25 protein-coding genes and 1 tRNA gene are annotated in these 26,241 nt (G+C 54.7%); 19 read left to right on the top strand and 7 right to left on the bottom strand.

Annotated features, from left to right (window positions below):
- The first annotated feature begins 1 nt into the window (after position 1).
- From ABLV78_RS07685 to yejF, 8 genes are all read left to right on the top strand, one after another.
- Positions 2 to 979 (top strand): CobW family GTP-binding protein, encoded by a 978-nt coding sequence (locus ABLV78_RS07685; protein WP_059342127.1) that lies wholly within the window; start codon positions 2 to 4, stop codon positions 977 to 979.
- A gap of 42 nt (positions 980 to 1,021) precedes the next feature.
- Positions 1,022 to 1,729 carry a phosphatase PAP2 family protein gene (locus tag ABLV78_RS07680; protein WP_047043195.1) on the top strand — a complete coding sequence of 236 codons (708 nt, stop codon included), beginning with the start codon at positions 1,022 to 1,024 and terminating at the stop codon, positions 1,727 to 1,729.
- Positions 1,730 to 2,155: 426 nt separating this feature from the next.
- Positions 2,156 to 2,725, top strand: coding sequence for a bifunctional murein DD-endopeptidase/murein LD-carboxypeptidase (gene mepS, locus ABLV78_RS07675; RefSeq protein WP_047043201.1), 570 nt, complete (start codon positions 2,156 to 2,158; stop codon positions 2,723 to 2,725).
- Positions 2,726 to 2,928: 203 nt separating this feature from the next.
- Positions 2,929 to 4,491, top strand: a complete 1,563-nt coding sequence (gene pdeN / locus ABLV78_RS07670) for a cyclic di-3',5'-guanosine monophosphate phosphodiesterase PdeN (RefSeq protein WP_047043203.1) — start codon at positions 2,929 to 2,931, stop codon at positions 4,489 to 4,491.
- Positions 4,492 to 4,548: 57 nt separating this feature from the next.
- A complete protein-coding gene (locus ABLV78_RS07665) occupies positions 4,549 to 6,354 on the top strand; it encodes an extracellular solute-binding protein (RefSeq protein ID WP_047043206.1) in 1,806 nt (601 codons plus the stop codon).
- A gap of 9 nt (positions 6,355 to 6,363) precedes the next feature.
- Positions 6,364 to 7,458, top strand: a complete 1,095-nt coding sequence (locus ABLV78_RS07660; protein ID WP_020078276.1) for a microcin C ABC transporter permease YejB — start codon at positions 6,364 to 6,366, stop codon at positions 7,456 to 7,458.
- Entirely contained in the window at positions 7,458 to 8,483 is a 1,026-nt protein-coding gene (locus tag ABLV78_RS07655) for a microcin C ABC transporter permease (protein WP_047043209.1), read from the top strand. The genes ABLV78_RS07660 and ABLV78_RS07655 overlap by 1 nt, the downstream gene beginning before the upstream one ends.
- Before the next feature lies 1 nt (position 8,484).
- A complete protein-coding gene (yejF, locus tag ABLV78_RS07650; protein ID WP_047043211.1) occupies positions 8,485 to 10,074 on the top strand; it encodes a microcin C ABC transporter ATP-binding protein YejF in 1,590 nt (529 codons plus the stop codon).
- Between the two features lie 3 nt (positions 10,075 to 10,077).
- Here the strand turns inward: yejF and ABLV78_RS07645 are convergent, their stop codons facing one another.
- The 3 genes from ABLV78_RS07645 to rsuA all read right to left on the bottom strand — a co-directional run bounded on the left by ABLV78_RS07645 (position 10,078) and on the right by rsuA (position 12,666).
- Positions 10,078 to 10,422: a YejG family protein gene (locus ABLV78_RS07645; protein ID WP_045391356.1), complete on the bottom strand. Its 345-nt coding sequence runs from the start codon at positions 10,420 to 10,422 to the stop codon at positions 10,078 to 10,080.
- Positions 10,423 to 10,753: 331 nt separating this feature from the next.
- Entirely contained in the window at positions 10,754 to 11,950 is a 1,197-nt protein-coding gene (locus ABLV78_RS07640) for a Bcr/CflA family multidrug efflux MFS transporter (RefSeq protein ID WP_045391357.1), read from the bottom strand.
- A complete protein-coding gene (rsuA, locus tag ABLV78_RS07635) occupies positions 11,947 to 12,666 on the bottom strand; it encodes a 16S rRNA pseudouridine(516) synthase RsuA (RefSeq protein ID WP_047043216.1) in 720 nt (239 codons plus the stop codon). The genes ABLV78_RS07640 and rsuA overlap by 4 nt, the downstream gene beginning before the upstream one ends.
- 147 nt (positions 12,667 to 12,813) lie before the next feature.
- Between rsuA and radD the strand changes: the two genes are divergently transcribed.
- Positions 12,814 to 14,571: a DNA repair helicase RadD gene (radD, locus tag ABLV78_RS07630; protein ID WP_047043219.1), complete on the top strand. Its 1,758-nt coding sequence runs from the start codon at positions 12,814 to 12,816 to the stop codon at positions 14,569 to 14,571.
- Between the two features lie 136 nt (positions 14,572 to 14,707).
- On the top strand, positions 14,708 to 14,992 hold the full coding sequence (rplY, locus tag ABLV78_RS07625) for a 50S ribosomal protein L25 (protein ID WP_015365674.1): 285 nt from the start codon (positions 14,708 to 14,710) through the stop codon (positions 14,990 to 14,992).
- Between the two features lie 58 nt (positions 14,993 to 15,050).
- Here rplY and ABLV78_RS07620 read toward each other — a convergent pair whose 3' ends face one another.
- Positions 15,051 to 15,938 carry a LysR family transcriptional regulator gene (locus ABLV78_RS07620; RefSeq protein ID WP_045391365.1) on the bottom strand — a complete coding sequence of 296 codons (888 nt, stop codon included), beginning with the start codon at positions 15,936 to 15,938 and terminating at the stop codon, positions 15,051 to 15,053.
- 103 nt (positions 15,939 to 16,041) lie between these two features.
- On the opposite strand from ABLV78_RS07620, the gene ABLV78_RS07615 reads away from it, so the two are divergent.
- On the top strand, positions 16,042 to 17,328 hold the full coding sequence (locus ABLV78_RS07615; RefSeq protein ID WP_047043350.1) for a serine hydrolase domain-containing protein: 1,287 nt from the start codon (positions 16,042 to 16,044) through the stop codon (positions 17,326 to 17,328).
- 20 nt (positions 17,329 to 17,348) lie between these two features.
- On the opposite strand, the gene ABLV78_RS07610 is transcribed toward ABLV78_RS07615, so the two are convergent.
- Positions 17,349 to 17,945: an NUDIX domain-containing protein gene (locus tag ABLV78_RS07610; protein ID WP_047043222.1), complete on the bottom strand. Its 597-nt coding sequence runs from the start codon at positions 17,943 to 17,945 to the stop codon at positions 17,349 to 17,351.
- 81 nt (positions 17,946 to 18,026) lie between these two features.
- Here ABLV78_RS07610 and ABLV78_RS07605 point away from each other — a divergent pair, with 81 nt between their 5' ends.
- Positions 18,027 to 18,788, top strand: a complete 762-nt coding sequence (locus ABLV78_RS07605) for a DeoR/GlpR family DNA-binding transcription regulator (protein WP_045391372.1) — start codon at positions 18,027 to 18,029, stop codon at positions 18,786 to 18,788.
- 39 nt (positions 18,789 to 18,827) lie between these two features.
- On the opposite strand, the gene yejK is transcribed toward ABLV78_RS07605, so the two are convergent.
- The gene (gene yejK / locus ABLV78_RS07600) at positions 18,828 to 19,835 is read right to left on the bottom strand and encodes a nucleoid-associated protein YejK (RefSeq protein WP_015365669.1); all 1,008 of its coding nucleotides are present in this window, start codon (positions 19,833 to 19,835) and stop codon (positions 18,828 to 18,830) included.
- A gap of 188 nt (positions 19,836 to 20,023) precedes the next feature.
- Between yejK and ABLV78_RS07595 the strand changes: the two genes are divergently transcribed.
- The 5 genes from ABLV78_RS07595 (at position 20,024) to ABLV78_RS07575 (ending at position 23,697) form a co-directional block, all read left to right on the top strand.
- Positions 20,024 to 20,251: a YejL family protein gene (locus ABLV78_RS07595; RefSeq protein WP_045377048.1), complete on the top strand. Its 228-nt coding sequence runs from the start codon at positions 20,024 to 20,026 to the stop codon at positions 20,249 to 20,251.
- A gap of 19 nt (positions 20,252 to 20,270) precedes the next feature.
- A complete protein-coding gene (gene yejM, locus ABLV78_RS07590; protein WP_045391375.1) occupies positions 20,271 to 22,031 on the top strand; it encodes an LPS biosynthesis-modulating metalloenzyme YejM in 1,761 nt (586 codons plus the stop codon).
- A gap of 76 nt (positions 22,032 to 22,107) precedes the next feature.
- A tRNA-Pro gene (locus tag ABLV78_RS07585) sits at positions 22,108 to 22,184 on the top strand.
- A 338-nt stretch (positions 22,185 to 22,522) separates the two neighbouring features.
- Positions 22,523 to 22,837 carry a cupin domain-containing protein gene (locus tag ABLV78_RS07580; RefSeq protein WP_045391377.1) on the top strand — a complete coding sequence of 105 codons (315 nt, stop codon included), beginning with the start codon at positions 22,523 to 22,525 and terminating at the stop codon, positions 22,835 to 22,837.
- Between the two features lie 32 nt (positions 22,838 to 22,869).
- The gene (locus tag ABLV78_RS07575) at positions 22,870 to 23,697 is read left to right on the top strand and encodes an aminoglycoside phosphotransferase family protein (RefSeq protein WP_047043227.1); all 828 of its coding nucleotides are present in this window, start codon (positions 22,870 to 22,872) and stop codon (positions 23,695 to 23,697) included.
- A 115-nt stretch (positions 23,698 to 23,812) separates the two neighbouring features.
- Here ABLV78_RS07575 and ABLV78_RS07570 read toward each other — a convergent pair whose 3' ends face one another.
- A complete protein-coding gene (locus tag ABLV78_RS07570) occupies positions 23,813 to 24,268 on the bottom strand; it encodes a GNAT family N-acetyltransferase (protein WP_045376845.1) in 456 nt (151 codons plus the stop codon).
- A gap of 227 nt (positions 24,269 to 24,495) precedes the next feature.
- Between ABLV78_RS07570 and ABLV78_RS07565 the strand changes: the two genes are divergently transcribed.
- Complete coding sequence (locus ABLV78_RS07565) at positions 24,496 to 25,605, top strand: AI-2E family transporter (protein WP_045391382.1); 1,110 nt, start codon at positions 24,496 to 24,498, stop codon at positions 25,603 to 25,605.
- Between the two features lie 129 nt (positions 25,606 to 25,734).
- Entirely contained in the window at positions 25,735 to 26,226 is a 492-nt protein-coding gene (eco, locus tag ABLV78_RS07560) for a serine protease inhibitor ecotin (protein ID WP_045391384.1), read from the top strand.
- Positions 26,227 to 26,241 lie beyond the last annotated feature (15 nt).

Below are 26,241 nucleotides of genomic sequence, written 5' to 3'. Positions count from 1 at the left end.
TGTGACCAAAACTAACCTGATCACGGGCTTTCTCGGCAGCGGCAAGACGACCTCAATTCTTCATCTACTGGCCAATAAACCTGCGGATGAAAAATGGGCCGTGCTGGTCAACGAGTTTGGGGAAGTCGGCATCGACGGCGCCCTGCTGGCGGAAAGCGGCGCGTTGCTAAAAGAGATCCCCGGCGGCTGCATGTGCTGCGTCAACGGTCTGCCGATGCAGGTTGGGCTCAATACGCTGTTGCGCCAGGGAAAACCTGACCGTCTGTTGATTGAGCCTACCGGGCTGGGCCATCCGAAGCAAATTCTCGATATCCTCACCGCCGCCGTCTATGAACCGTGGATCGATCTGCGCGCGACGCTGTGCATTCTCGATCCGCGCCAGCTGTTGGAGGAAAAGATCGTGGCCAATGATAATTTCCGCGATCAGCTGGCCGCAGCCGATGTCATCGTCGCCAATAAAAGCGATCGGGCGACGCCGGAAAGCGATGCCGCTTTTGCCAACTGGTGGCGGCAGTACGCCGGGGAGCGCCTGCAGGTAAACGCCACCCAGGGGAATATCAAGCTCGCGCTGCTGGATCTCCCGCGCCGTAACACCGCCCCGCTGCCGGCAAGCCCGGACCACGTGCATAGTCACGGGCAAAAGCAGGGTCTGGCGGCGTTGAATCTACCGGCGCATCAACGCTGGCGTCGCAGTGTTAACAGCGGCCAGGGATACCATGCCTGCGGCTGGATTTTTGATGCTGATACCCAATTTGACACCGTTGGGTTGCTGGAATGGGCGCGCCTGGCGCCGGTTGGCCGGGTGAAAGGCGTGATGCGTATTGCTGAAGGATTGGTGCGTATCAACCGTCAGGGGCTCGATCTACACATCGAAACCCAAAACGCGCCGCCGCCGGATAGCCGCATCGAACTGATTTCCGAGTCAGAAGTTGACTGGAATGCCCTGCAGTCCTCGCTGTTGAAGCTTCGTTTAAGTTAATGCGGCTATGTTTGGCCGCTGTTTAAAAAAATCGCATCTGTTATGACTAAAAACCGTATCCCCCTTATCTTGCTGCTGAACGTCGCGGGCGTAGCCTTATTTTGTTCCTGGTATCTACCGGCAAATCACGGTTTCTGGTTCCCGCTTGACTCGGCTATTTTTCACTTCTTTAACCAGGGCGTCAGCACCAACCGCGCGTATGCCTGGCTGTTAGCCATTATCAACAATCGCGCGTTCGACGCCTGCTCGCTGCTGGCGATGGGCTGTCTGATGCTCAGTTTCTGGATCAAAGCGCAGAGCGCTGAACGCCGTCGCATTATCCTTATGGGGCTGGTGATGTTGCTCGCGGCGGTGATTATCAATCAACTTGCCCAGCATCTGATGCCGGTACAGCGCGCCAGCCCTTCGTTGTTCTTTACGGATATTACGAAAGTCAGCGACGTGGTCTCACTGCCAACCAAAGACGCTTCAAAAGATAGCTTCCCGGGCGACCACGGCATGATGTTGCTCATTTTCGCCTCGTTTATGTGGCGATATTTCGGCCGCCGGGCATTTATCATTGCACTGGTTATTTTTGTGGTTTTTGCTTTCCCGCGAGTGATGATCGGCGCCCATTGGTTCACCGATATTGCCGTAGGGTCGCTCAGCGCGGTGCTGATAGGCGCGCCGTGGGTATTAATGACCTCGCTTTCCGATAAGTTGATCGCCTGGTTTGACCGTTCGCTTCCGGGTGGAATAGCAAAAAAATAAGATCATTTTTACATTTTATTAATATTATCCATAAGGGGTCGTTCTGACCCCTTTTTTTATATTTGCTGATGATTTATTCGCGACATCATCTTCCTGTCACATTAATCATCATTGAAATGAAGATATTGCATATTTTTCAGCCAAAAAAGGCGCTATTTTTCCCTTTGCCGATGATTCACTTTTTGTCGCAAAAATACTTATAAGAAATCGCGCAAAACCGCTCGCCATCCCACGTTTGATAGGGTAATCTCTTTCTCGTTTTGCCCTTCCAGGCAACACAATTCATCATTTGAATAAATTTGTGCGGTACTCCACATTTTTAGGCTTAAGGAATTGTCTCATTGCTTTCTGGAATCTAGGCTCTACCACGTTTGGCATTTTTTATAACGACATTGTCGTTAAGGACAACAAGGGAAAATAAACATAATGGTCAAATCTCAGCCGATTTTGAGATATATCTTGCGGGTCGTCCCCGCGATTGCAGTTGCGGTTCTGCTTTCCGCGTGTAGTTCAACAAGTACCGCCAAGAATATGCATTCTGAGACGCATGCTGTGGGTAGTGGAGATTTATCATCACTGCAAGCCTCTCAGGATGAATTTGAAAAAATGGTCAGCAACCTGGACGTTAAGTCCCGCTTGATGGACCAGTATGCTAGCTGGAAAGGCGTGCGTTACCGCCTTGGCGGCAGCACCCGGAAAGGGATCGATTGCTCGGCGTTCGTGCAGCGTACTTTCCGTGAACAATTTGGTCTGGAGCTGCCGCGCTCAACTTCCGAGCAGCAGGATTCCGGCAAATCGATTTCGCGCACTCAACTGCGTACCGGTGATTTAGTACTGTTCCGTGCGGGCTCTACGGGCCGTCATGTCGGTATCTACATCGGCAACAACCAGTTTGTACATGCCTCTACCAGTAGCGGCGTCACCATCTCAAGCCTGGATGAGCCATACTGGAAAAAGCGCTATAACGAAGCGCGTCGCGTTCTGAGTCGTTCCTGATACCTCTTCTTACCGTCGGTTATCCCTTGGCTGACGGTAAGAAATGAAAAAAACACTGCCCCGGCAGTGTTTTTTTGCTTTTCCGCCGATGATCTCCGCAAAATAAGCTATGTCTTTACAAGCTATGCCTTTTAAAGGAAATGGAACCATACTCTTCTGGCACCCCATTGGCATGATTCAATTATACGGACAGATTCTGGCCTATGCTAACCCGCTACTTTTCACCCCGACGTAAAATCTGGCTCACCAGTATTTGCATTGGCGTTGCCGTCGCGCTACTGGCCGGCAGCATCCAGTTTATGGTTATCTACCACAACCGCTCTGAACGTTTCGATCAGATAATCAATAACGTCAGTCACTACCTTAATAGTTATTTCGCCGATTTAAGCGAAACCATCGATGGCCTGCAGCCTCTGCTCGATCAGCCCTGTGAGCATATTGACTCCGGCCTGGCTGCCAGCGCCGCCTTCAGTCCGAACGTACGCGCCTTCCTGCTGGTGAAAAACGGTAAAGCGTTCTGTTCATCCGCCACCGGCGCAATGAACACACCGTTTAAACAATTGATACCGCAGCTTGATATCAATAAACCCCTGGATATGGCCATCCTCCAGGGCACACCGATGATGCCGGACACCGCCGCGTTGGCAATGTGGGTGCAACACCCCGGCGATCGAGACAGCGGCATTTTTGTATCCATCAATGCTAATCTGACGCCTTACATCCTCTATACCGCACGGCAGAATGACTTCAACGGTATTGCGCTGGCCATCGGCCATACTGCGATTTCGACCTTCAGCAGCAAAATTATCGATCCGCTATCATTGCCCAATGAGCCGATACGCCAGATTCAGGTTCCGGGGCTACCGCTAAAAGTGTATCTCTTTTCCAACAGCTGGTTTGGCGAGAATACCCAGTTCGCCCTGCTGCTCGGCGTGGTATGCGGCATGCTTGCCGGCTTACTCAGCTACTACATCCTGACGATCAAATCCGATCCGCGGAAATCGATCCAACTGGGCATCAAAAACAACCAGTTCTACGTGGTCTACCAGCCGGTGGTAAAGGCCGATACCCTGCAGATTAGCGGCGTTGAAGTGCTGATGCGCTGGCGGCATCCGGTGGTGGGTGAAATCCCGCCAGACGTCTTTATTAATCTGGCGGAAACGCAGCAGATGATCGTGCCGCTCACCCATCACCTGTTAATGTTGATTGCCCGCGATGCGCCGACTCTGCAGCGCATTTTGCCGCGCGGCACCAAGCTTGGCCTGAATATCTCCCCTGCCCACCTGCATGCCGCCGAATTTCAGCAAGATATGCGACGTTTTGCTGCCGCGTTACCCGCAAACTACTTCGACGTCGTGCTGGAAATAACCGAGCGCTCGATGATCGATAAAAACCGGTCGATGGCTATTTTTGAGTGGCTGCACCAACAGGGCTTCGAAATTGCTATTGATGATTTTGGTACCGGCCATAGCGCGCTAATTTATCTTGAGCGCTATAACTTTGATTATCTGAAGATCGATCGTGGTTTTGTGCAGGCGATCGGTACCGAAACCGTCACCTCTCCCGTCCTGGATGCGGTATTAACGCTAAGCCGCCGCCTGCAGCTGAAAACCGTGGCAGAAGGCGTAGAAACACCGGAGCAGGCGGAATGGCTGCGCGCTCACGGCGTGAAATATCTGCAAGGTTACTGCTTCAGCCGCCCGCTGCCGCTGGAGAAACTGGTTGCCGCTCATGATGAACCGGCAAATTATTTCACAAGCCGCTGAGGGTCGCTTATGATGCGAAACCATCGGGGTTAATGGTCAGAGGATGATATTCCAACTATGTTTGCGCGCATCGGCCTGCTGCTGCTGGCTTTATTTAGCCTTAGTAGCCAGGCGCAAACCATAAAAGAGAGCGAGGCGTTCGCTATTATCGGCGAGCCAAAGTATGCCGTTGACTTTCATCACTTCGATTACGTCAATCCGGATGCGCCAAAAGGCGGTGGTATTACGCTTGCCGCCATTGGCACCTTCGACAATTTCAATCGCTACGCCCTGCGCGGTAATCCCGGCGTACGCACCGATGCGCTGTATGACACTCTGTTTACCACCTCGGACGATGAACCGGGCAGCTACTACCCGCTGATTGCCGATCGCGCGCGCTTTAGCGATGATTTCTCGTGGATGGAAATTACCCTCAACCCGCGCGCCCGCTTTCATGACGGTAGCCCGATTACCGCCAGCGACGTTGCTTTCACCTTTCAAAAATTTATGACCGAAGGGGTGCCGCAGTTCCGTCTTATTTATAAAGGGACAACCGTCAAAGCTATCGCCCCGCTGACGGTGCGCATCGAACTGGCCAAGCCGGGCAAAGAAAATATGCTCAGCCTGCTGTCCCTGCCGATAATGCCCGCGTCATTCTGGCGCCATCATAAACTGAGCGACCCCCTTTCAACGCCGCCGCTCGCCAGTGGCCCCTATCGCATCAGCAGTTGGCGGATGGGGCAATATATTGTCTATTCGCGAGTCGAGAACTACTGGGCCGCCGACCTGCCGGTGAACCGCGGGCGCTGGAACTTCGACACGATTCGCTACGACTACTATCTCGACGATAACGTCGCTTTCGAAGCCTTCAAAGCCGGAGCGGTAGATATGCGCGAGGAGAGTTCGACAAAAAACTGGGCGACGCGCTATATCGGGCGCAACTTTAGCAACGGTTATATAGTGAAAGACGATCGCACGACTACCTCGGCAAAGGATACCCGCTGGCTGGCTTTTAATACTCAGCGCCCGGTCTTTGCCGACCGCCAGGTGCGTGAAGCCATCACCCTTGCATTTGATTTCGAATGGATGAATAAGGCGCTGTTTTACGGCGCCTACAGTCGACCAAACAGTTACTTTCAGAATACAGAATATGCCGCTCGTGATTACCCGAAGGCCGATGAACTCACTTTGCTGGCGCCGTTGAAAAAAGATGTGCCGCCAGAGGTCTTTACCCGGATTTATCAGCCGCCCGTTTCCAACGGCGATGGGTTTGATCGCGCCAATTTACTTAAAGCAGATGCCCTGTTGAACCAGGCGGGATGGGTGCTAAAAAACCGTCAGCGGGTAAACCGTAAAACCGGCAAACCGCTGCGCTTTGAGCTGCTGCTCGCTTCCGGCGGCAACGTCAGTTGGGTACTACCGTTCCAGCATAATTTACAGCGTTTAGGCGTGACGATGGATATCCGTCAGGTGGATAACTCCCAGGCCAACAGCCGACTGCGGAGCCGCGATTACGACATGATGCCTTCGCTGTGGCGCGCCACCGCCTGGCCAGATACGGGTTTACAGGTTTCGTGGGCCTCGGACTATATTAACTCCAGCTATAACGCGCCGGGAGTGCAGAACCCGGCGGTCGACGCGCTGATTGCGCAGATCGTTCGCTGGCAGGGCAACAAACAGAAACTCCTGCCGCTGGGCCGCGCGCTCGACCGGGTGCTAACCTGGAACTATTACATGCTGCCGATGTGGTATATGGCGCAGGACAGGACGGCTTACTGGAATAAATTTTCCTTCCCGCAAACACGCCCGGCCTACTCCTCCGGTTTTGATGGCTGGTGGTACGATGTTAACAAAGCCGCCAGGCTTCCCGCGGACCGACGTTAAGGATTAAAGATGGGCGCCTACCTGCTCCGCCGACTATTACTGGTGATCCCGACGCTTTGGGCCATCATCACCATCAATTTTTTTATCGTGCAGATTGCGCCAGGCGGTCCGGTCGATCAGGCGATCGCCGCCGTGGAGTTCGGCGACCGCAGCGGGTTGCCCGGCGCAGGAGATAGCGGTATGGGCGCCAGTCATGCGCGTACCGGCGTTGGCAATATCAGTGAAGGTCATTATCGCGGCGGGCGTGGGCTCGATCCGGAAGTGATTGCCGAAATCACCCACCGCTACGGCTTCGATAAACCGATTCACGAACGCTACTTTAAGATGCTCGGCGACTATCTGCGCTTTGATTTTGGCGATAGCCTGTTTCGCAGCGCTTCGGTGCTGCAGTTGATTAAAGACAGCCTGCCGGTGTCTATTACCCTCGGCCTGTGGAGCACGCTGATTATCTACCTGGTGTCGATACCGCTGGGGATCCGTAAAGCCGTCAGTAACGGCAGCCATTTCGACGTCTGGAGCAGCACATTTATCATCATCGGTTACGCCATCCCGGCATTTCTGTTCGCGATATTACTGATCGTGATTTTCGCCGGCGGCAGCTATTTCGATCTTTTTCCGCTGCGCGGCCTGGTCTCCGCTAATTTTGATAGCCTGCCGTGGTATCAGAAGATCGCCGACTATCTCTGGCATATCACCTTACCGGTGCTGGCGACGGTGATCGGCGGTTTCGCCGCCCTGACGATGCTGACTAAAAACAGTTTCCTTGATGAGATCCGCAAACAGTATGTGGTGACGGCCCGCGCCAAAGGCGTCGGGGAAAAACAGATCCTGTGGAAACACGTTTTTCGCAACGCCATGCTGCTGGTGATTGCCGGTTTTCCCGCCACCTTCATTAGCATGTTCTTTACCGGTTCGCTGCTGATTGAGGTGATGTTCTCGCTCAATGGTCTTGGGCTGCTCGGCTACGAAGCCACCGTGTCGCGCGATTACCCGGTGATGTTCGGCACTCTGTATATCTTCACGTTAATCGGCCTGCTATTAAACATTGTCAGCGACATCAGCTATACGCTGGTCGATCCGCGTATCGATTTCGAGGGCCGCTAATGTCATTTCTCTCCCCCGTTAATCAGGCCCGCTGGGCGCGTTTTCGCCACAACCGCCGCGGCTACTGGTCGCTATGGATCTTCCTGGCGCTGTTTATTTGCAGCCTGTGCGCCGAGCTTATCGCCAACGATAAGCCACTGCTGGTGCAGTATCGCGGTAGTTTGTACGTACCGGCGCTGAAAACCTATAGCGAAACGACCTTCGGCGGTGATTTTGCCACCGCCGCCGACTATCAGGATCCCTGGCTGCAAAAACGGCTGGCTGAAAACGGTTGGGTGCTGTGGGCCCCGGTGCGTTTCGGCGCCACCAGCATCAATTTCGCCACCGACAGCCCCTTCCCTTCGCCGCCGTCCAGGCACAACTGGCTGGGTACCGACGCTAACGGCGGCGATGTATTCGCACGGATCCTCTATGGCGCGCGGATTTCATTATTATTCGGTCTGCTGCTGACGCTCTTCTCCAGCGTGCTTGGCGTGCTTGCCGGGGCGCTGCAGGGCTACTACGGCGGTAAGCTCGACCTGTGGGGGCAGCGTTTTATCGAAGTATGGTCCGGAATGCCGACGCTATTTTTAATTATTCTGCTCTCAAGCGTAGTGCAACCTGATTTCTGGTGGCTGCTGGCGATCACCGTTTTATTTGGCTGGATGACGCTGGTCGGGGTGGTTCGCGCCGAATTCCTGCGCACCCGTAACTACGATTATATTCGCGCCGCACAGGCGCTGGGGGTCAGCGATCGCCATATTATCCTGCGCCATATGCTGCCGAATGCGATGGTCGCCACCCTCACCTTCCTGCCGTTTATTTTGTGCAGTTCGATAACCACCCTGACCTCGCTCGATTTTCTCGGCTTTGGCCTGCCGCTAGGCTCGCCGTCGCTGGGCGAACTGCTACTGCAGGGGAAAAATAACCTGCAGGCGCCGTGGCTGGGGATGGCGGCATTTTTGTCGGTGGCGGTGCTGCTGACGTTGCTGATTTTCATTGGCGAAGCGGTCCGCGACGCCTTCGATCCGAGTAAGGCGGTATAACATGAGCCAGCCGTTATTAGACATTGACGACCTCTCTATCGCCTTCCGCCAGCAAGGGGCAAGCCAAACGGTAGTCAGCAACCTGACGCTGCAGATTGCCGCGGGTGAAACGCTGGCGTTGGTCGGCGAATCCGGCTCCGGCAAGAGCGTCTCCGCGCTGTCGGTACTGCGCCTTCTGCCCTCGCCGCCGGTTAGCTATCCCAGCGGCGATATCCGCTTTCACGGCCAGTCGCTGCTGCACGCCGATGAGCGTACCCTGCGCGGGATCCGCGGCAACCGCATCGCGATGATTTTCCAGGAGCCGATGGTCTCGCTCAATCCGCTGCATACGCTGGAGAAACAGCTGTACGAGGTGCTCTCGCTGCACCGCGGCATGCGCAAAGAGGCGGCGCGCGGCGAAATCCTCGACTGTCTGGATCGGGTTGGCATCCGTAACGCTTCACGGCGGCTTGCCGACTATCCGCACCAGCTTTCCGGCGGCGAACGCCAACGGGTGATGATCGCCATGGCGCTGCTGACGCGCCCGGAGCTGCTCATCGCCGATGAACCAACCACCGCGCTGGACGTCTCGGTGCAGGCGCAAATTCTGCAACTGCTGCGCGAACTGAAGCATGAGCTCAACATGGGGATGTTGTTCATCACCCACAATCTAAGTATTGTCCGCCAGCTTGCCGACCGGGTGGCGGTGATGCAAAACGGCCGCTGCGTCGAAGAAAACGGCTGCCGGGAGTTGTTTCAGGCGCCCGCGCATCCGTATACCCGCCGCCTGCTGGATAGCGAACCGACCGGCAAACCGGTGCCGCTATCCGCCGATGCGCCCATCCTGCTGCAGGCCCGCGATCTTAACGTCGCCTTCCCAATCCGCAAAGGGATCCTGCGCCGGGTGGTCGATCACAATCGGGTGGTCAACCATCTGACTTTTACCCTGCGGGCCGGAGAAACGCTGGGGCTGGTGGGAGAATCCGGCTCTGGCAAAAGCACCACCGGGCTGGCGCTGCTGCGGCTGATTAACTCCAGCGGAGAAATGCAGTTTGCCGGCGAGTCGATCCAGGGGCGAAATCGCCGCCAGATGCTGCCGCTGCGCCGACGCATTCAGGTCGTTTTTCAGGATCCGAATTCATCGCTCAACCCGCGCCTGAGCGTCCTGCAGATTATCGAGGAAGGATTACGCGTTCATCAGCCAACGCTGACGCCCGCGGAACGTGAACAGGCGGTGATTCAGGTGATGCAGGAAGTGGGGCTCGACCCCGCGACGCGACAGCGCTATCCGGCGGAATTCTCCGGCGGCCAGCGCCAGCGTATCGCCATTGCCCGGGCGCTGATCGTCAAACCGCAGCTGATTGTGTTAGATGAACCGACTTCATCACTGGATAAAACCGTGCAGGCGCAGATCCTGGCGCTGCTGAAGACGCTACAGCAAAAGCATCAGCTGGCCTATCTGTTTATCAGCCACGATTTACGTGTTGTACGGACGCTCTGTCATCAGGTGATAGTGCTGCGGCAGGGAGAAGTCGTCGAGCAGGGTGAATGCGAGCGCGTATTTACGGCACCGCTTCAGGAGTACACCCGCCAGCTGCTGGCGTTAAGCTGACGGTCAGAAGGGGTTGTTGCCAGAGAAAGGCTCGGCAATGGCCACGCCGAAATTTTTCAGTCGGCAGGTAGCGGCAAACTCATCCTGCATATTAACGAACAGGCACGGCTCGCCTTCACACTCGAGAATGGAACAATCCACTTCGATGTCGCTCAGCGCCTGGCTCAGCGTACGCATCACCGGCCACGCTTTCTCGCCGTCCGGGCTGAGCAGTTTTAATGCCACCAGGCTATTTTCGCCCTGCGCGCCGTTTTGCGGAATCGGTTCAACTCTTGAACCCGCAAAACCGGCCAGCCAGCGATAGCTCTGCGGCAGTCGGTGTACGATAGAGAGTTGCTGTGTATTCACTTGGTTTCCCCGGAAGCAAAAGGCTTCACAATAAATTTACATCAATATTAACACATTGTTGACAAATAGTCCTGCAACAGCTTAGAAAACGCTTACACCAGCATCGGGCCAGGGCTAACAGCTTATTATCCAGGACTTTATAGTTGCCTTGCGGAAACAGTTCGCGGCTATATGTACCCGTTTCTGTGATCCAAAACAACTTTTTTATCGCAACATTGCGACTTTTTACACTAATTGATTTTACATAAAAGAAACAAATAGCTAAACAGGGAAGCCGATTTCGGTTGATATGTATCAAAAAAGGGGCGGAAATCGCCCCTGAAAATGTGACTTAATGTGCGACTTTTCGTCGCCGGCTGGCGTACAGATAGAAGAGAATGGAGCTCGCGGCGCAAAAAGCGATAGAAATCAGCATCGGCCAGGCGGTGGTAAAGGTGGCCATCGACAGCAACGCGCCGATAATCGCGCCAATCCCAAAACGAAATGTTCCGGCCAGCGACGATGCGGTTCCCGCCATATGCGGAAACTCGTCGAGGATCACCGCCATGGCGTTAGAGGAGACCATTGATACGCAGCCGACGAACGCCGCCACGCCCACCACCAGCGACCAGAAACCAACATCAAGCAGCGCGCAAACCACCATCCACACCGCCATCGCCAGCTGGATCCACAGCCCGGCGCGGAACATATTCAATGCGCCGACCCGGCGAACAAAGCGGCTATTAATGATGGTCATGATGAACAGGAACACGATATTCAGCGCAAAATAGTAGCCAAAGTGCTGCGGCGACACGTGATTAATGTTGATGTAGACGAATGGACCCGCGCTGAGAAATGAAAACATGCCGGCAAAACTAAAGCCGCTGGCCAACATATAGCTTAGTACCCGCTTGTGGCGGAACAAGGTGGCGAAGTTGCCAAGCGTGGTGCGAATATGAAATTTCTGCCGTCTTTCAACCGGCAGCGTCTCGCTAATAAAGAAAGCGATCATCGCCGACGCCAGCAGCGCCGCCAGCGCCAGGATCCAGAAAATCGCGTGCCAGCTGAACCACACCAGCACCGCGCCGCCGACCATCGGCGCCACCAGCGGCGCAATGGTGGTGACCAGCATGACAAATGACATCATGCGCGAGAACTCTTCTTTCGGGTAAATATCGCGCATCAGGGCGTTGATCACCACGCTGGCCGCCGCGGCCGCCAGGCCGTGGAAGAAACGCATAGTAATCAGCATCTCGATGGTCTGCGATAACGCGCAGGCCACCGCCGCCGCGGCGAAAATCAGCGTCCCGCCGAGGATCACCGGTTTACGGCCAATGCTGTCGGCCATCGGCCCGTACAGCAGCTGGCCCAGCGCAAAGCCCAGAATATAGGTGCTGAGCGTCATTTGCGCGCTGCCGTCCGGCACGTTGAACTGCGACGAGATAACCGGTAGCGCCGGCAGATACATATCAATCGACAGCGGCATTAACATGGCCAACAGGCCAAGAATAAACACAATCCCCAATGAAGAATTCTGCTTTGTCGTCACGTTTTACTCCGTGCTTGTGGGGCGCCAACGCTGGCGATTTCGTCAGCCGTCAGCGGGCGGTATTCGCCGGGCTCCAGCGACGCATCAAGGGTAATATCGCCGATACGTTCGCGATGTAATCCCACGACGTGGTTACCCACCGCCGCGAACATGCGTTTTACCTGGTGGTAGCGGCCTTCGCTGATGGTCAGGCGCACTTCTGTCGGAGTGATGACTTCGAGGACAGCAGGTTTGGTGAGATCTTTTTCATTATGCAGCTGCACGCCTTTGGCAAACTGCTCGGCGACGCCCTCTTCCAGCGGATTTTCCAGCTCCACCAGATAGGTTTTTTCGCAGTGATGGCGCGGCGAAGTAATGCGGTGCGACCACTGCCCATCATCGGTCATCAGTACCAGACCGGTGGTGTCGATATCCAGACGCCCGGCGGCGTGCAGCTTATGGGCAACCGGCTCATCGAGAAAATAAAGCACCGTTGGATGATCGGGATCGTCTGTTGAACAGACATAACCCTGCGGCTTGTTGAGCATAAAGTAACGGGGGCCGTGCTGCTGGGTCAGCGTATTGCCGTCATATTCCACCTCGTGCTCCGGCTGGAGCTTAAAAGAGGCATCTTTCACAATGTCGCCGTCCACGGTAACGCGGCTGCCGCGGATTTCACGCCCGGCAATAGCACGGCTGACGCCAAGCTGCTGAGCGATAAACTTATCAAGTCGCATGAGATTTTTTAGCCTGTAATAATGCTGGAGCGGGCATCTCGCCCGAAAAAGAAGAATTCCATTGGTTAGTATAACGGGCTCTTAACACCACTCAAGGGAAAAGATTCATGGCATACTATTTGCGAGTTAATTAACCCCCGAGAATTGATGACTTTTACACTACGTCCCTACCAAAAAGAGGCGGTCGACGCCACGCTCGCCTGGTTTCGCCGTCACCATGAGCCGGCCGCCATCGTGCTGCCGACCGGCGCCGGCAAAAGCCTGGTGATCGCCGAACTTGCGCGGCTGGCGCGCGGACGCGTATTGGTTCTGGCCCACGTTAAAGAACTGGTGGCGCAGAATCACAGTAAATACTGTGCGCTTGGCCTGGAAGCCGATATTTTCGCCGCCGGTCTGCAGCGTAAAGAGAGCCAGGGCAAAGTGGTCTTCGGCAGCGTGCAGTCGGTGGCGCGCAATCTTGAGCAGTTTCAGAGCGAATTCTCCTTACTGATCGTCGATGAGTGCCACCGTATCAGCGACGATGACGACAGCCAGTATCAGCAAATCATCAGCCACCTGCGGCAGGTGAATCCACAGCTCAGGCTGCTTGGCCTGACCGCGACCCCCTTTCGCCTGGGCAAGGGGTGGATCTATCAGTTCCACTATCACGGAATGGTGCGCGGCGACGAGAAAGCGCTGTTCCGCGACTGCATCTACGAGCTGCCGCTGCGTTATATGATTAAGCACGGCTACCTGACGCCGCCTGAGCGCCTCGATATGCCAGTGGTACAGTACGATTTCAGCCGCCTGCAGGCGCAGAGCAATGGTCTGTTCAGCGAAGCCGACCTTAACCACGAGCTGAAAAAACAGCAGCGCATCACGCCGCATATCGTTAGCCAAATCGTTGAGTTTGCCGAAAGCCGTCAAGGCGTGATGATCTTTGCCGCGACCGTCGAGCATGCGCGGGAAATTACTGGCCTGCTGCCGCCCACGCAGGCGGCGCTGATTACCGGCGAAACGCCGGGGCCGGAGCGCGATCGCATCATCGAAGCTTTTAAAGCGCAGCAGTATCGCTATCTGGTGAATGTCGCGGTACTGACTACCGGCTTTGACGCGCCGCACGTCGATCTTATCGCGATTCTTCGGCCAACCGAGTCGGTAAGCCTTTACCAACAAATTGTTGGCCGTGGTCTGCGTCTGGCTCCGGGCAAAACCGACTGCCTGATCCTCGACTATGCCGGTAACCCTCACGACCTGTATGCGCCGGAAGTCGGCACGCCAAAAGGCAAAAGCGATAATGTCCCGGTACAGGTTTTCTGCCCGGCCTGCGGTTTCGCCAATACTTTTTGGGGGAAAACCACCGCCGACGGCACGTTGATTGAGCATTTTGGCCGTCGCTGCCAGGGCTGGTTCGAAGACGATGACGGCCATCGCGAACAGTGCGACTTCCGCTTTCGTTTTAAAAACTGTCCGCAGTGCAACGCCGAGAATGACATTGCCGCCCGCCGCTGTCGCGAGTGCGATACTATTCTGGTCGACCCGGACGACATGCTGAAGGCGGCGCTGAAGCTTAAAGACGCGCTGGTGTTACGCTGCAGCGGCATGGCGCTGCAGCATGGCAGCGATGAAAAAGGCCCGTGGCTGAAAATCACCTATTACGATGAGGACGGCGCCGATGTGAGTGAGCGCTTCCGTTTACAAACACCCGCGCAGCGTACCGCCTTTGAGCAGTTGTTTATCCGCCCGCATACCCGTACTCCGGGCGTGCCGCTACGCTGGATAACTCCGGCAGACATCATTGCCCAGCAGGCGCTGCTGCGCCATCCGGACTTTGTCGTCGCCCGGATGAAGGGGCAATACTGGCAGGTGCGGGAAAAAGTGTTCGATTATCAGGGCCGTTTCCGTCGCGCCAATGAGCTGCGTTAATCCGCCAAAAACTGAGGTTTTGATTGCCGCTGTGCCGATAGGCGGCTATAATGCCGCCCGCTTTTGCATTCGCAAAGCAGATAATCTGCCTGCTGCTGGGTCGCCTGTTGCAGGCTTTATATATAGAGAGACATCAATGTTTACTATCAACGCAGAAGTACGTAAAGAGCAGGGTAAGGGTGCGAGCCGCCGCCTGCGCGCAGCTAACAAGTTCCCGGCAATCATCTACGGTGGCGAAGCTGCTCCGGTTGCTATCGAACTGGACCACGACAAACTGTGGAACATGCAGGACAAAGCTGAGTTCTACGGCGAAGTTCTGACCCTGGTTGTCGATGGCAAAGAAGAGAAAGTTAAAGTTCAGGCTGTTCAGCGTCACGCGTTCAAGCCGAAACTGACCCACATCGACTTCGTTCGCGCTTAATCGCCGATAGCAAGTTGTATGGCAAACGCCCTGGTGTCTTCTGACCCGGGGCGTTTTGTTATCTGCGCCGCCATAACCCTGGCGCGTCGTCAACAATCTCTCCCAGCGCGCGGTGTTTATTCATTCCCGGCAGCCACAGCATCACCATGGTAACGTTAAGCCCCTGATTACCGACCTCGGTGGCTATTTCAGCAACCCCCTGCCACTCGTCGGGCCGTAAATGGTCGGGTAAAAAACCCCAGCCCTGCCCCTGCTCCATTGCGTGGCGCAACATGGTGATTTCATTCATATACAGCGTATGGCCGGATATCTGCAACCGGCGGGCGATTTGATCGTCGCTGCGCCGGTGCATGACTAACTGCGGGGTGAGCGATAAATTCAGCAACGTCAGCGGCCTTGCGGCATCAGCGAACAACCGCTGCGCGGCGTAAAAGCGTAAATCAACGGTACCCAGCGCCCGCCACTCCATTTCGCTACCCAGCGTACGATTGTTAGCCTGGCAAATGGCCATATCCGCGACGTCATCGCTCAACGCCTGCTCGGCTTCGCGACGCGAAGCGCTCCAGCAGCTTAAACGGATCTGCCGCCGGGCAAGCGTATCGGCCAGCAAACAGAGAAATTCACGCGGCACGAACGGATCGTACACCAGGCGTAACTCCTGCCAGGCCGTTTGCGGCAGCGTTTGCGCAAAAGACTCGAAAGCCTGCGCCTGTCGCAACAACAGGTGCGCCTGGCGAAAAAGCTGCTCTCCCTCGGCCGTTAAAGTCAGGCTACGCCCTTCACGGCTGAATAGCCGGTAGCCCAACGCATCTTCCAGGTAATCCAGCAGATCGCGAAGCGTCGTACGGTCTTTCCCTAAACGGATCGCCGCCCGCGACAGGCTGCCGGTCTCAGCAATCGTCGCGAAGGCTTCAATCTGTGCAAATGAATACTGCAGGGTTTTCATCCTTCTCTCCCTTTCGGGGGAAAATCCCCCATAGAGTGATTTTAGCCGCCGCGCGCCGGTTTATATACTGCGATGCGAATCTATGGCAAACGAGGGAATGAAAATGATAAGAAAACCACTGGCTCTGGCGTTAATTTTGGCGGCGCTGCCGGCGGCGGCAATGGCGCAAAACTGCGGCGGCCTGACGCTGGATGTCTGCCCCACGCCTTACGATCAAACGCTACCCGCGGCCAAAGACATGCTCACCTGGGATCAGGCGTCACGCGTCGTTGGCTTTCGTAATGACTATCGCAACTATGCTGGCGATGTTTTCCGTCACGGCGACTCGGTCCCGCTGGAGCGCGCTAAAAAGCAGCTGACCGATGCCCGCTACACACTCAACGGCCACACCTGGAATTTGCAAGATTACCTGAAGCGCGAAAACGTCAGCGGTATGCTGGTGCTGAAAGATGGCAAAGTCGCCTGGAAATATCTCGCCGAAGGTAATACCGACACCACGCTGTGGACCTCGCGCTCGGTGGGTAAATCGGTCGTCTCGACGCTGGTCGGTATCGCTATTCAACAGGGTAAAATCCACTCCCTTGATGACCTGATTACCGTTTATGAACCCGAACTGAAAGGCACCGCCTGGGATGGCGTGACGCTCAAGCAGCTCATTCAACATACCAGCGGCGTGGAATGGAATGAAGATTACACCAATCCACAGTCGCACTTCGCCCGCCTGACCCAGTGTGAAGCGCAGCCCGGCGCCTATGATTGCGTGCGTAAAATTGTGTCGACGCTGTCGCGCAAACACCCGGCAGGCGAGCAGTGGTCCTACTCTTCCGGCGGCGCCTGGCTGCTGGGCGATGTGCTGGAACGCGCAACCGGTATGTCGCTGGCCGCCTGGCTTGAACAATCACTGTGGCAGCCTGCGGGCATGGCCCACGATGGCGTGTGGCACGCCTACAAAAAAGGACAACATGATGTCGGCGCCCACGGCTTTAACGCCACCCTCGAAGACTGGGGACGCTTTGGCGAGTTTGTCGCCCGCGATGGCCGCCTGAGCAACGGTGAACCGCTGGTGCCCGCAGGCTGGTTCGATCAAGCCGCGAGCTGGACAAAAGCGCTGAACTCGGTTTCAGCAGCGCATCCGGAAGGTATCTACGGCTATCAATGGTGGAATAACGCCATTCCGGCCAATGCGCAAAACGTGCAGCCGACGCCGCAGGAAGGGCTCAAAGGCTCGCTGTGGGCGCTGGGGATCTACGGCCAGGTGATAATGGTCAACCGTGCGGAACATCTGGTGATCGTGCAGTGGTCAACCTGGCCACAGGCGGAACCGTCCTTTAACGCGCAACCGCTGGAAGCGGCGCTGATGTACAGCGCCATTGCCCGCGAATTGCGCTAATCTTGCCGGCTCCTTGCCGCTTAACCGGCAAGGAGCGTGTCGGCATTTAACGCCAGGTGCTGCAGCAACATAATGGTTTTCGCATCCACGATTTCGCCATCGCGAATGGCCCGTAACGCCCGCGCCAGCGGCCACTCCAGCACTTCAATATCCTCTCCTTCCGCCGCCAGCCCGCCGCCATCGCCACGGCGATCGTCAGCGGAGTATTCGGCAATAAAGAAGTACAGCTTCTCGGTCACCGACCCCGGACTCATAAACGCGGTGAATACCGGTTCAATACGGGTGACGCGAAAACCGGTCTCCTCTTCCGCTTCGGCGATAATGCGCTCTTCCGGCGAGGCGTTATCCAGTAACCCCGCGGCGGCCTCGATCAGAAAGCCGTCGTGACCGTTGATCCACACCGGAAAACGAAACTGGCGGATGAGCACCACGCTCTGCTTGTGGCGATTGTAGAGCAGAATAACCGCGCCGTTGCCGCGGTCGTAGGCTTCCCGGCTCTGCTCCTGCCAGCGTCCATCACGACGCAGCAGTTCGAAGGTATATTTTTTCAGCGTGTACCAGTTATCTGACAAGAGCGTTTCGCGAACGTGGCGAACGCGCGGTGCGTCTACATGCATGTTTTTCCCCTTCTAAGGTGACAGCGGGCAACATAACATGCATAATCGTGCATAAACAAGATCAATCGTGAAGTGAACAACATGCTCGCCAGCCAGAGAAAACAGCACATCCTGCAGCTCCTTGCCGCAGAAAAACAGGTGATGTCGGGAGAGTTAAGCCAGCGCTTTAAAGTCTCCGAAGACTCCATTCGTCGCGATCTGCGCGAACTGGCGGCGGAAGGTAAACTGCAACGGGTCCACGGCGGCGCGCTGCCGGTATCCGCCGCTATCGCGCCAATCGAAAGCAGAAAAAGCGTGCAGATGGCTTCCAAACAGGCGATAGCCCGCCGGGCGGCGGCGCTTATCCAGCCAGGACAGGTGGTCATCGTCGACGGCGGCACCACCACCACGGCGATGATCGCCGCGCTACCCGCCGACCTTGCTTGTACCGTGGTGACGCACAGTCCAGGGATCGCCGTGGCGCTGGTCGAGCATCCGCTGATCGACGTGATCCTGCTCGGCGGCACAATGTTTAAACATTCGGTAGTCACGGTCGGCGCCGAGACGCTGGCGGCGATGGCGCGGATTAATGCCGATCTGTTCTTTATGGGAGTAACGGGTGTGCACCCGCGGGTGGGCTTTACCACCGGTGATTATGAAGAGGCGGGCATCAAGCGCGCGCTGGCGGCCAGAGCCGCAGAAACCGTGGTGATGGCCTCTGCCGAGAAAATCAACTCCGCCTCCGCATTTGCCATCGGCGAGCTTAATCTTGCCAGCACAGTGGTTATCGACAGCGAACTGGATGACACGTTACGCCAGAAGCTTAAACAAAGCGGCGTCGGGATTATTCAGGTAGAAGGTTAACCCGGCGGCATCATGTTCCGCCGGGATAAGCAGCAGGGATTAATTACCGCCAGAAGTACGGCGCTGCAGCTGATCGCGCAGGTTCGGCGGCGTACCTTTGATGGTCAGCGTATCCGTTGCCGGATCCCAGAATACGCGTTCGCCTAACAGCATCGCATCAAAGTTAATGGTCAAACCGCCACCGCTACCGGCAAATTTGGTCAGCTGGCGCAGCGTACTGCGGTCCGCCGGGAAGCTCTCTTCCAGCTCATAACCCTGTTCAGCGGTAAACTCCTGGAAACTCTTTTCGCTGACGCCGGAGAGCTCTTTAGACAGCGACTCCAGCTCGATCTCTTCACCCGCCTGCAGCTGTTCGTTACAGTAAGCATACACCTGCTGGCGCACGTTCTGGCGCTCGGATTTATCCAGCTGCGCGTCAGCGGCGAAATCATCCACCGCCTGCAGCAGACCGCGGTTCTGCGCTTTGGCGTTGAGCCCTTCGCTGGCGCCGAGGAAGTCCATGAAGAAATCAGCGACTTTACGCCCCACCCGCCCTTTCAGGAAGGTCAGGTAACGGGTCGATTCGGGATTGGTTTCCCACTCGGTCAGATCGATACGCGCCACGATGTCGGCATGGTTGATATCGAGGTAATGCGTGGAACTGATATCCAGCTCTTCGTTAACGCGCATGCTGCTCAGATTATTGAGCACCGCCACCAGCAGATACTCGACCGCCAGATAACGATACTGACAGAACAGCACAATGCCGCCTTCGGCAAACGGATACTTCGCCAGCTCATCGCGCAGGCGACCGGTTGCCGCACGGCTGAAAGGAAGAAATTCTTCTTCACCCTGACGCTGTAAACGCAACGCTTGCGCCAGCTCGCTCTCTTCATTAAAGAGGCCATAGGCTTTGCTTTTTGCGCTGTAGACACGATGCAGTTCAGCCATCATTTCCACGACAGTGGCATTTGGTTCCAGCAGCGACTCGCGCAGCACCAGTTCCAGATTCTGTTCATCACGTTTGATCAACTGATGCAGGGCAATCTGGTCGATATCCAGACTCATGTTAAACTCTCCTTTTAGACCGGGCGGTATTCAACCACCACCGGGACGATGACGCAACCGGCAGATGTCTGTTTCACGCTTGAGACTCGCGTTGCTGGGCGCTTTTACGCCGTGGCGAAAAAATGCGGAAAAAATGCTGCTGCTACGGTAATATGTTGCCCTTTCACGAACAAACAGATTTTGAGTTTATGCCACAAATATCCCGCTATAGCGATGAACAGGTCGAGCAGCTGCTCAGCGAGCTGACGAACGTCCTGGAAACACACAAAGCGCCGGTTGACCTGTCACTGATGGTGCTGGGCAATATGGTGACCAACCTGATTAACAGTAGCGTCGCGCCGGCGCAGCGTCAGGCAATCGCCCGTTCTTTCGCCCAGGCGCTGCAATCGTCCATTAACGACGATCCCGCGCACTAAGGATAACGAACAACAGTATATGGTGACTCTACGTCAGCCCTACCGAGAAAAAGTCTCCCAGATGGTCAGTTGGGGACACTGGTTTGCCCTGTTCAACATGTTGTTGGCCATGGCGCTCGGCAGCCGCTATCTTTTTGTCGCCGACTGGCCAACGACGCTTGCCGGGCGGGTTTTCTCGTATGTCAGCCTCGTTGGTCATTTCAGTTTTCTGGTGTTCACCAGCTATGTACTGATTCTCTTCCCGCTGACCTTTATCGTCGGCTCGCAGCGGCTTATGCGCTTCCTGTCGGTCATCTTCGCCACCGCCGGGATGACGCTGCTGCTGATCGATAGCGAAGTCTTCACTCGCTTCCACCTGCACTTAAACCCTGTCGTCTGGGAACTGGTGATTAACCCCGACCAGAACGAGATGGCTCGCGACTGGCAGCTGATGTTTATCAGCGTACCGATCATCTTCCTGATCGAGATGCTCTTCGCCACCTGGAGCTGGCAAAAGCTGCGCAGCCTGACGCGCCGCCGCCACTACGCGCGCCCCGTCGCCTGGTTTTTCTTTATTTCATTTATCAGCAGCCACCTGATTTATATCTGGGCGGATGCTAACTTCTATCGCCCGATCACCATGCAGCGGGCCAACTTGCCGCTCTCTTATCCGATGACCGCTCGCCGCTTCCTTGAGAAGCATGGCCTGCTCGACGCTCAGGATTACCAGCGCCGTCTGGTTGAACAAGGCGCGCCGGAAGCGGTTTCCGTGCAGTATCCGCTGAGCGATCTGCGCTATCGCGACCTCGGCACGGGCTACAACGTGCTGCTCATTACCGTGGATAATCTCAACTATTCACGCTTCGAGAAGAACATGCCGCAGCTGGCTGCTTTTGCAAAAGAGAGCGTCAACTTTAGTCAGCATATGAGCTCCGGTAATAGTACCGATAGCGGAATGTTCGGCCTGTTCTACGGCATATCGCCGGGTTATATGGATGGCGTGCTCTCGGCGCGTATCCCGGCGGCGCTGATTACCGCCCTCAACCAACAGGGTTACCAGTTGGGCCTGTTCTCATCTGACGGTTTCAGCAGTCCGCTCTATCGTCAGGCGCTGCTGTCGGACTTCTCGCTGCCGGCGGCCAAAACGCAAAGTGACGAGCAAACGGCAGACCAATGGATCGGCTGGCTGGATCGCTACGCCCAGGATGAGAACCGCTGGTTCTCGTGGGTATCGCTGAACGGCACTAATATTGATAACAGCCAGCAGCAGAATTTTGCGCGCACCTATGGCCGCGCCGCAGGCGACGTCGATACGCAAATTGGCCGCGTGCTCGACGCGCTGCGCAAAGCGGGCAAACTGGATAATACGGTGGTGATTATTACCGCCGGGCACGGTATGCCGCTGGATAACAAGCAGGGTAAATTCGACTGGTCACGGGGCAATCTGCAGGTGCCGCTGGTTATTCACTGGCCGGGAACCCCAGCGCAGGAGATCGCCACGCTCACGGATAACAAAGACGTGATGACGACGCTGATGCAGCGTCTGCTGCACGTGTCGACGCCAGCGAATGAATATTCGCAGGGCGAAGACCTGTTTAGCCCGGCGCGCCGCCGCAGCTGGGTCACCGCGGCCAATAGCGATACTCTGGCGATTACCACGCCAACGATGACCGTGGTGCTCGACCACAACGGCACCTATCACACCTGGAACAGTAACGGCGAGAAGGTGAAAGACCAAAAACCACAGCTCAGCCTGCTGCTGCAGGTACTGACGGATGAAAAACGCTTTATCGCTAACTGATTGATTAATTTTGAATCAATCAGTTGTCGGTCGCTTGCATTCGATGGGGGAACGGGTAATATTATCCTCCACGCGTCGGCACGTAGCGCAGCCTGGTAGCGCACCGTCATGGGGTGTCGGGGGTCGGAGGTTCAAATCCTCTCGTGCCGACCAAAAACCTTCGAAAAACCAGCCTCTTATGGCTGGTTTTTTTGTGCCTGTTTTTTGCAGGGGGTGAAACCCCGTCGAAAAACTCGATCCTTCCTTCACTCCAGACCTGAAACGTGTCTCCCTGCCCGGCCTTTCTCTATAGATCATTCACCGCGTAACCGCCGGCTGTAACTCCCCCTGCCCATCATGATGAAGCAGGACATCCGCCCCTCGCTCCCAGCGGAAATTCAACTCAGTAAATATATACTTCTTACTCAACCTGTTTTCCCATATTTGTTATATGACGGCAGGAAACTTATATGGCATAAGAGCAATAAACGCACATCAAAAGGAATGGCGCTATGTCGCTTTATGACCTCAGAACCGAAGCGCATGCATTACCTGAAGCCTGGCACTCTCATGTATTAGGCCGCATTGGCACTGCAAATCTTAAAGTTGTACGAATGGATGAACGCTCAGTAGCTGAAGAAGTACATGAGTATGACGAGGGGTTACTGGTCATTAATGGACAACTGGAGCTGAGTGTGAAGGGAGAAAAAATCACTGTATCGTCTGGCCAGCTTTATGTGGCAAAAGCTGGCATTCCTCATACGGTAGATACGGGCAGCTTTGGTATACTGGTTATCATTGATTTACCCGAAACGGACGTTGTCTAAACGTTGATTGCAAGGATGTTAAAGACCGCTTTATGGATATGTTCAAGTTAACACCCTGGCTAAATTGCTGGAATCTCATTCCTGATGGCACCCCATTTGTCACTCATACGTCACAGTTGTATCCGGTCAAAACAGCAACCCATGGTATTAAAGCCATGTTAAAAGTCACTGATGATACTGACGAACAAGCCGGTAATGCACTCATGGTATGGTGGGAAGGGAACGGCGCTGCCCATGTGATTGCACATGAAAAGGAAGCAATTCTTCTCTCAAGAGCCACAGGTTCCGCGTCTTTATCAGCAATGTCTCGTGGAGATAGGGATGATATCGCTTGTCGTATTTTATGTATGACTGCGAACCGGCTTCATTCATTCGCCAAAAGACCGTTCCCCCGGCTAACCTCCCTGCGTGAATGGTTTTATCCTCTAAAACCAGCCGCCTTGCAGTATGGCGGTATCCTGACACGTTGCGCAGAAATTTCAGAAGAGTTGCTTTCTTCTCCACGAGATGTGGTTGTATTACATGGCGACTTACATCACGGTAACGTGCTTGATTTTGAAACGTCCGGTTGGTTAGCCATTGACCCCAAAGGGCTGATAGGTGAACGGGGATTCGACTTTGCTAATATTTTTACTAATCCGGATCTTGGTTATCCGGTACCTGCTGTTGCGACTGTACCAGAGACCTTTAAACAGCGTCTAAGCATCGTTACCAGGATGGCAGACATGGATAAAGAGCGCCTGCTCAAATGGATAATTGCGTGGTGCGGTCTTTCAACCGCCTGGTCACTCTCAAGTAACGAAACGACTTCAATAACAATAAAAATTGCCGAACTGGCGATTGCTGAATTGGAATCGTGAGTGGGATATCGCCACTGGGTATGGTGATTTCCTGCACGCCCGCTTCGCGTCAAGAGTAGATACATCAGGAAACAAGCCAACAAGCACCTGAATATGAGTGTTTGCCAGACAGATTTTATCCCTTGGTATAAATATCAGGCCTGGTAATAGTCCAGGCGTAGTTTTCCTGGTTTACTGGCTGGTAGCCGAACTTTTCGTAAAGCCAGGGCGCGGTGGTGGTGAATAACATAATTCTGCGAAGCTGTTCAAATAAAGGATGATTATGCAAACATTCCATCATCCACCTTCCAAGCCCTTCTCCCTGATATTCTTCGAGCACATACACATCACAAAGATAGGCAAATGTAGCAAAATCCGTAATCAGGCGAGCGAAGCCTATCTGAGTATCATGATGATAAATGCCAAAATTAAGGCTGTTTTCAATTGATGTAGCGACAGTGTCAAGATTGATACCCTTGGCCCAGGTCGACCTTGTCAGATACCGATGGATAGCCTTAACATCCAGTTTTTCTCTGTCTGTACTGACCAGGTAGCTATTCTTGCGCCACTCGTAGATCTCGGAAATATTCACTTTCGGCCATACCTCAAATAGTTAGATAAACCCAAGCCTATCACCTGACGAAAAAATGTATGATTTAAATTGCACGGACGGATCGCCACACATGATCATGTCGTCTTGTAGCACATCTTTTTAATGTTTGTACTCCCCTTCCCGCTAAGACTGCGATTATCCTGATGGCAAATTGTTAAATTCCATCTATTATTCGACTGTATTCGTTATCATCTGGAGCGGACCCAATGAGAGTTAAAGGACTTCCCAAAGGATTTTTTATCCTTATTTTACTGATCGTTACCCTGGCCTTTTTTGACGTACTCTCCCCTTACTATTCCGCTATCCTGTGGGCCGCAATCCTGGCGGTGATATTTAATCCGATAAAAAACAATATCCGTACGCGCATCGGTGAACGCAACGGCATCGCGGCGCTCCTGACCGTCGTCATTATCTGTCTTATTGTTTTCACCCCGTTGGCGATTATCATTTCGTCGCTAGCCTTCGAGCTGAACGTGGTCTACACCAAGCTACAGCATAATGACACCCAGTTTCCGACGGTGGTCGCCAACCTGTTTGCCCATCTCCCGAGCTGGGCCAGAAGTTTCCTCTCAGAGCACAATCTCGATAGCGCGGAACAGATTCAGCAGCAACTATCCGATGCCGCCCTGAAAGGCGGACAATATCTGGCCGGTAGCGCCTTCCTGATCGGTAAAGGGACGTTTGGCTTCACCGTCAGCTTCGGCATTATGTTATACCTGCTGTTCTTCCTGCTGAAAGACGGCCCTTATCTGGTGCTGTTAATCCTTGAATCTTTGCCGCTATCCAATTATGTCAAACAGCACCTGTTTGCCAAATTCGCCGCCGTCGCGCGGGCGACGGTTAAAGGTACCGTTGCCGTCGCGCTGGCACAGGGGGCGCTCGGCGGCTTTGCATTCTGGATTGTCGGTCTTGATGGCAGCATTCTGTGGGGCGCTTTAATGGCTTTTCTGTCGCTCATCCCGGCGGTGGGCTCCGCCATTATCTGGGTGCCGGCGGCGATTTATCTGTTCGCCACCGGGCAATTGTGGCAAGGGGCGTTTATTGTCGGTTTCTTCGTCATTGTCATCGGCCTGGTGGATAACATTCTGCGTCCGCTGCTGGTGGGAAAAGATACCAAAATGCCGGATTACCTGATCCTGATTGCCACTCTTGGCGGCATGGAAATCTACGGTATCAACGGTTTCGTCATTGGCCCGCTGATTGCCGCCTTGTTTATTGCCTGCTGGAACCTGTTATCGGGGCGTGAACACGCCGGGAACGCCGACTTACTGGACGAAGAGTTTATTGAAGAAGCCAAAAACAGCCGCGATGAATAGCTGGCGCACGCTTCACTTCACTAGTGCATTTCACTATTCATAATGAAAATAATGGTAAATAACTCTTATCATTCAGGCCAATGATGTTAGTCTGTATTGGTTAGTAACGATAATAAAGGATGATCAACCGTGAAAAAAATCGCTACGCTTGCTGTTTCTCTGCTGGCCGTTGCCTGTGTTTCCACCAGCGCGTTAGCCGCTGAGCAGCCGTTGGAGAAAGTCGCCCCCTATCCGAAAGCGGAAAAAGGGATGAAGCGTCAGGTGATTCAGCTGCCGCAGCAGCAGGATGAATCCGCGTTAAAAGTTGAACTGATGATTGGCCAGACGCTGGAAGTCGACTGCAACCATCACCGCCTCGGCGGTCAACTGGAAAGCAAAACGCTGGAAGGCTGGGGCTATGACTACTATGTCTTTGATAAGCTGACGTCCCCGGTTTCCACCATGATGGCCTGCCCGGACGGTAAGAAAGAGAAGAAATTTGTTACCGCGGGTCTCGGCGATGCAGCCATGCTGCGCTACAACAGCAAGCTGCCGATCGTGGTTTATACTCCGGCCAACGTTGAAGTGAAATACCGCATCTGGAAAGCCGAAGAAACTATCGGTAATGCCGTGGAGCGTTAATCGCCAGCGGTAATA

Origin of the sequence: Klebsiella sp. CN_Kp075 (assembly GCF_040065055.2) — a bacterium.
In the GTDB taxonomy this organism is placed as follows: Bacteria; Pseudomonadota; Gammaproteobacteria; order Enterobacterales; family Enterobacteriaceae; genus Klebsiella; species Klebsiella aerogenes.
Note: the sequence above shows the minus strand (reverse complement) of the source record. Positions and strands in the feature narration are given on the sequence as shown.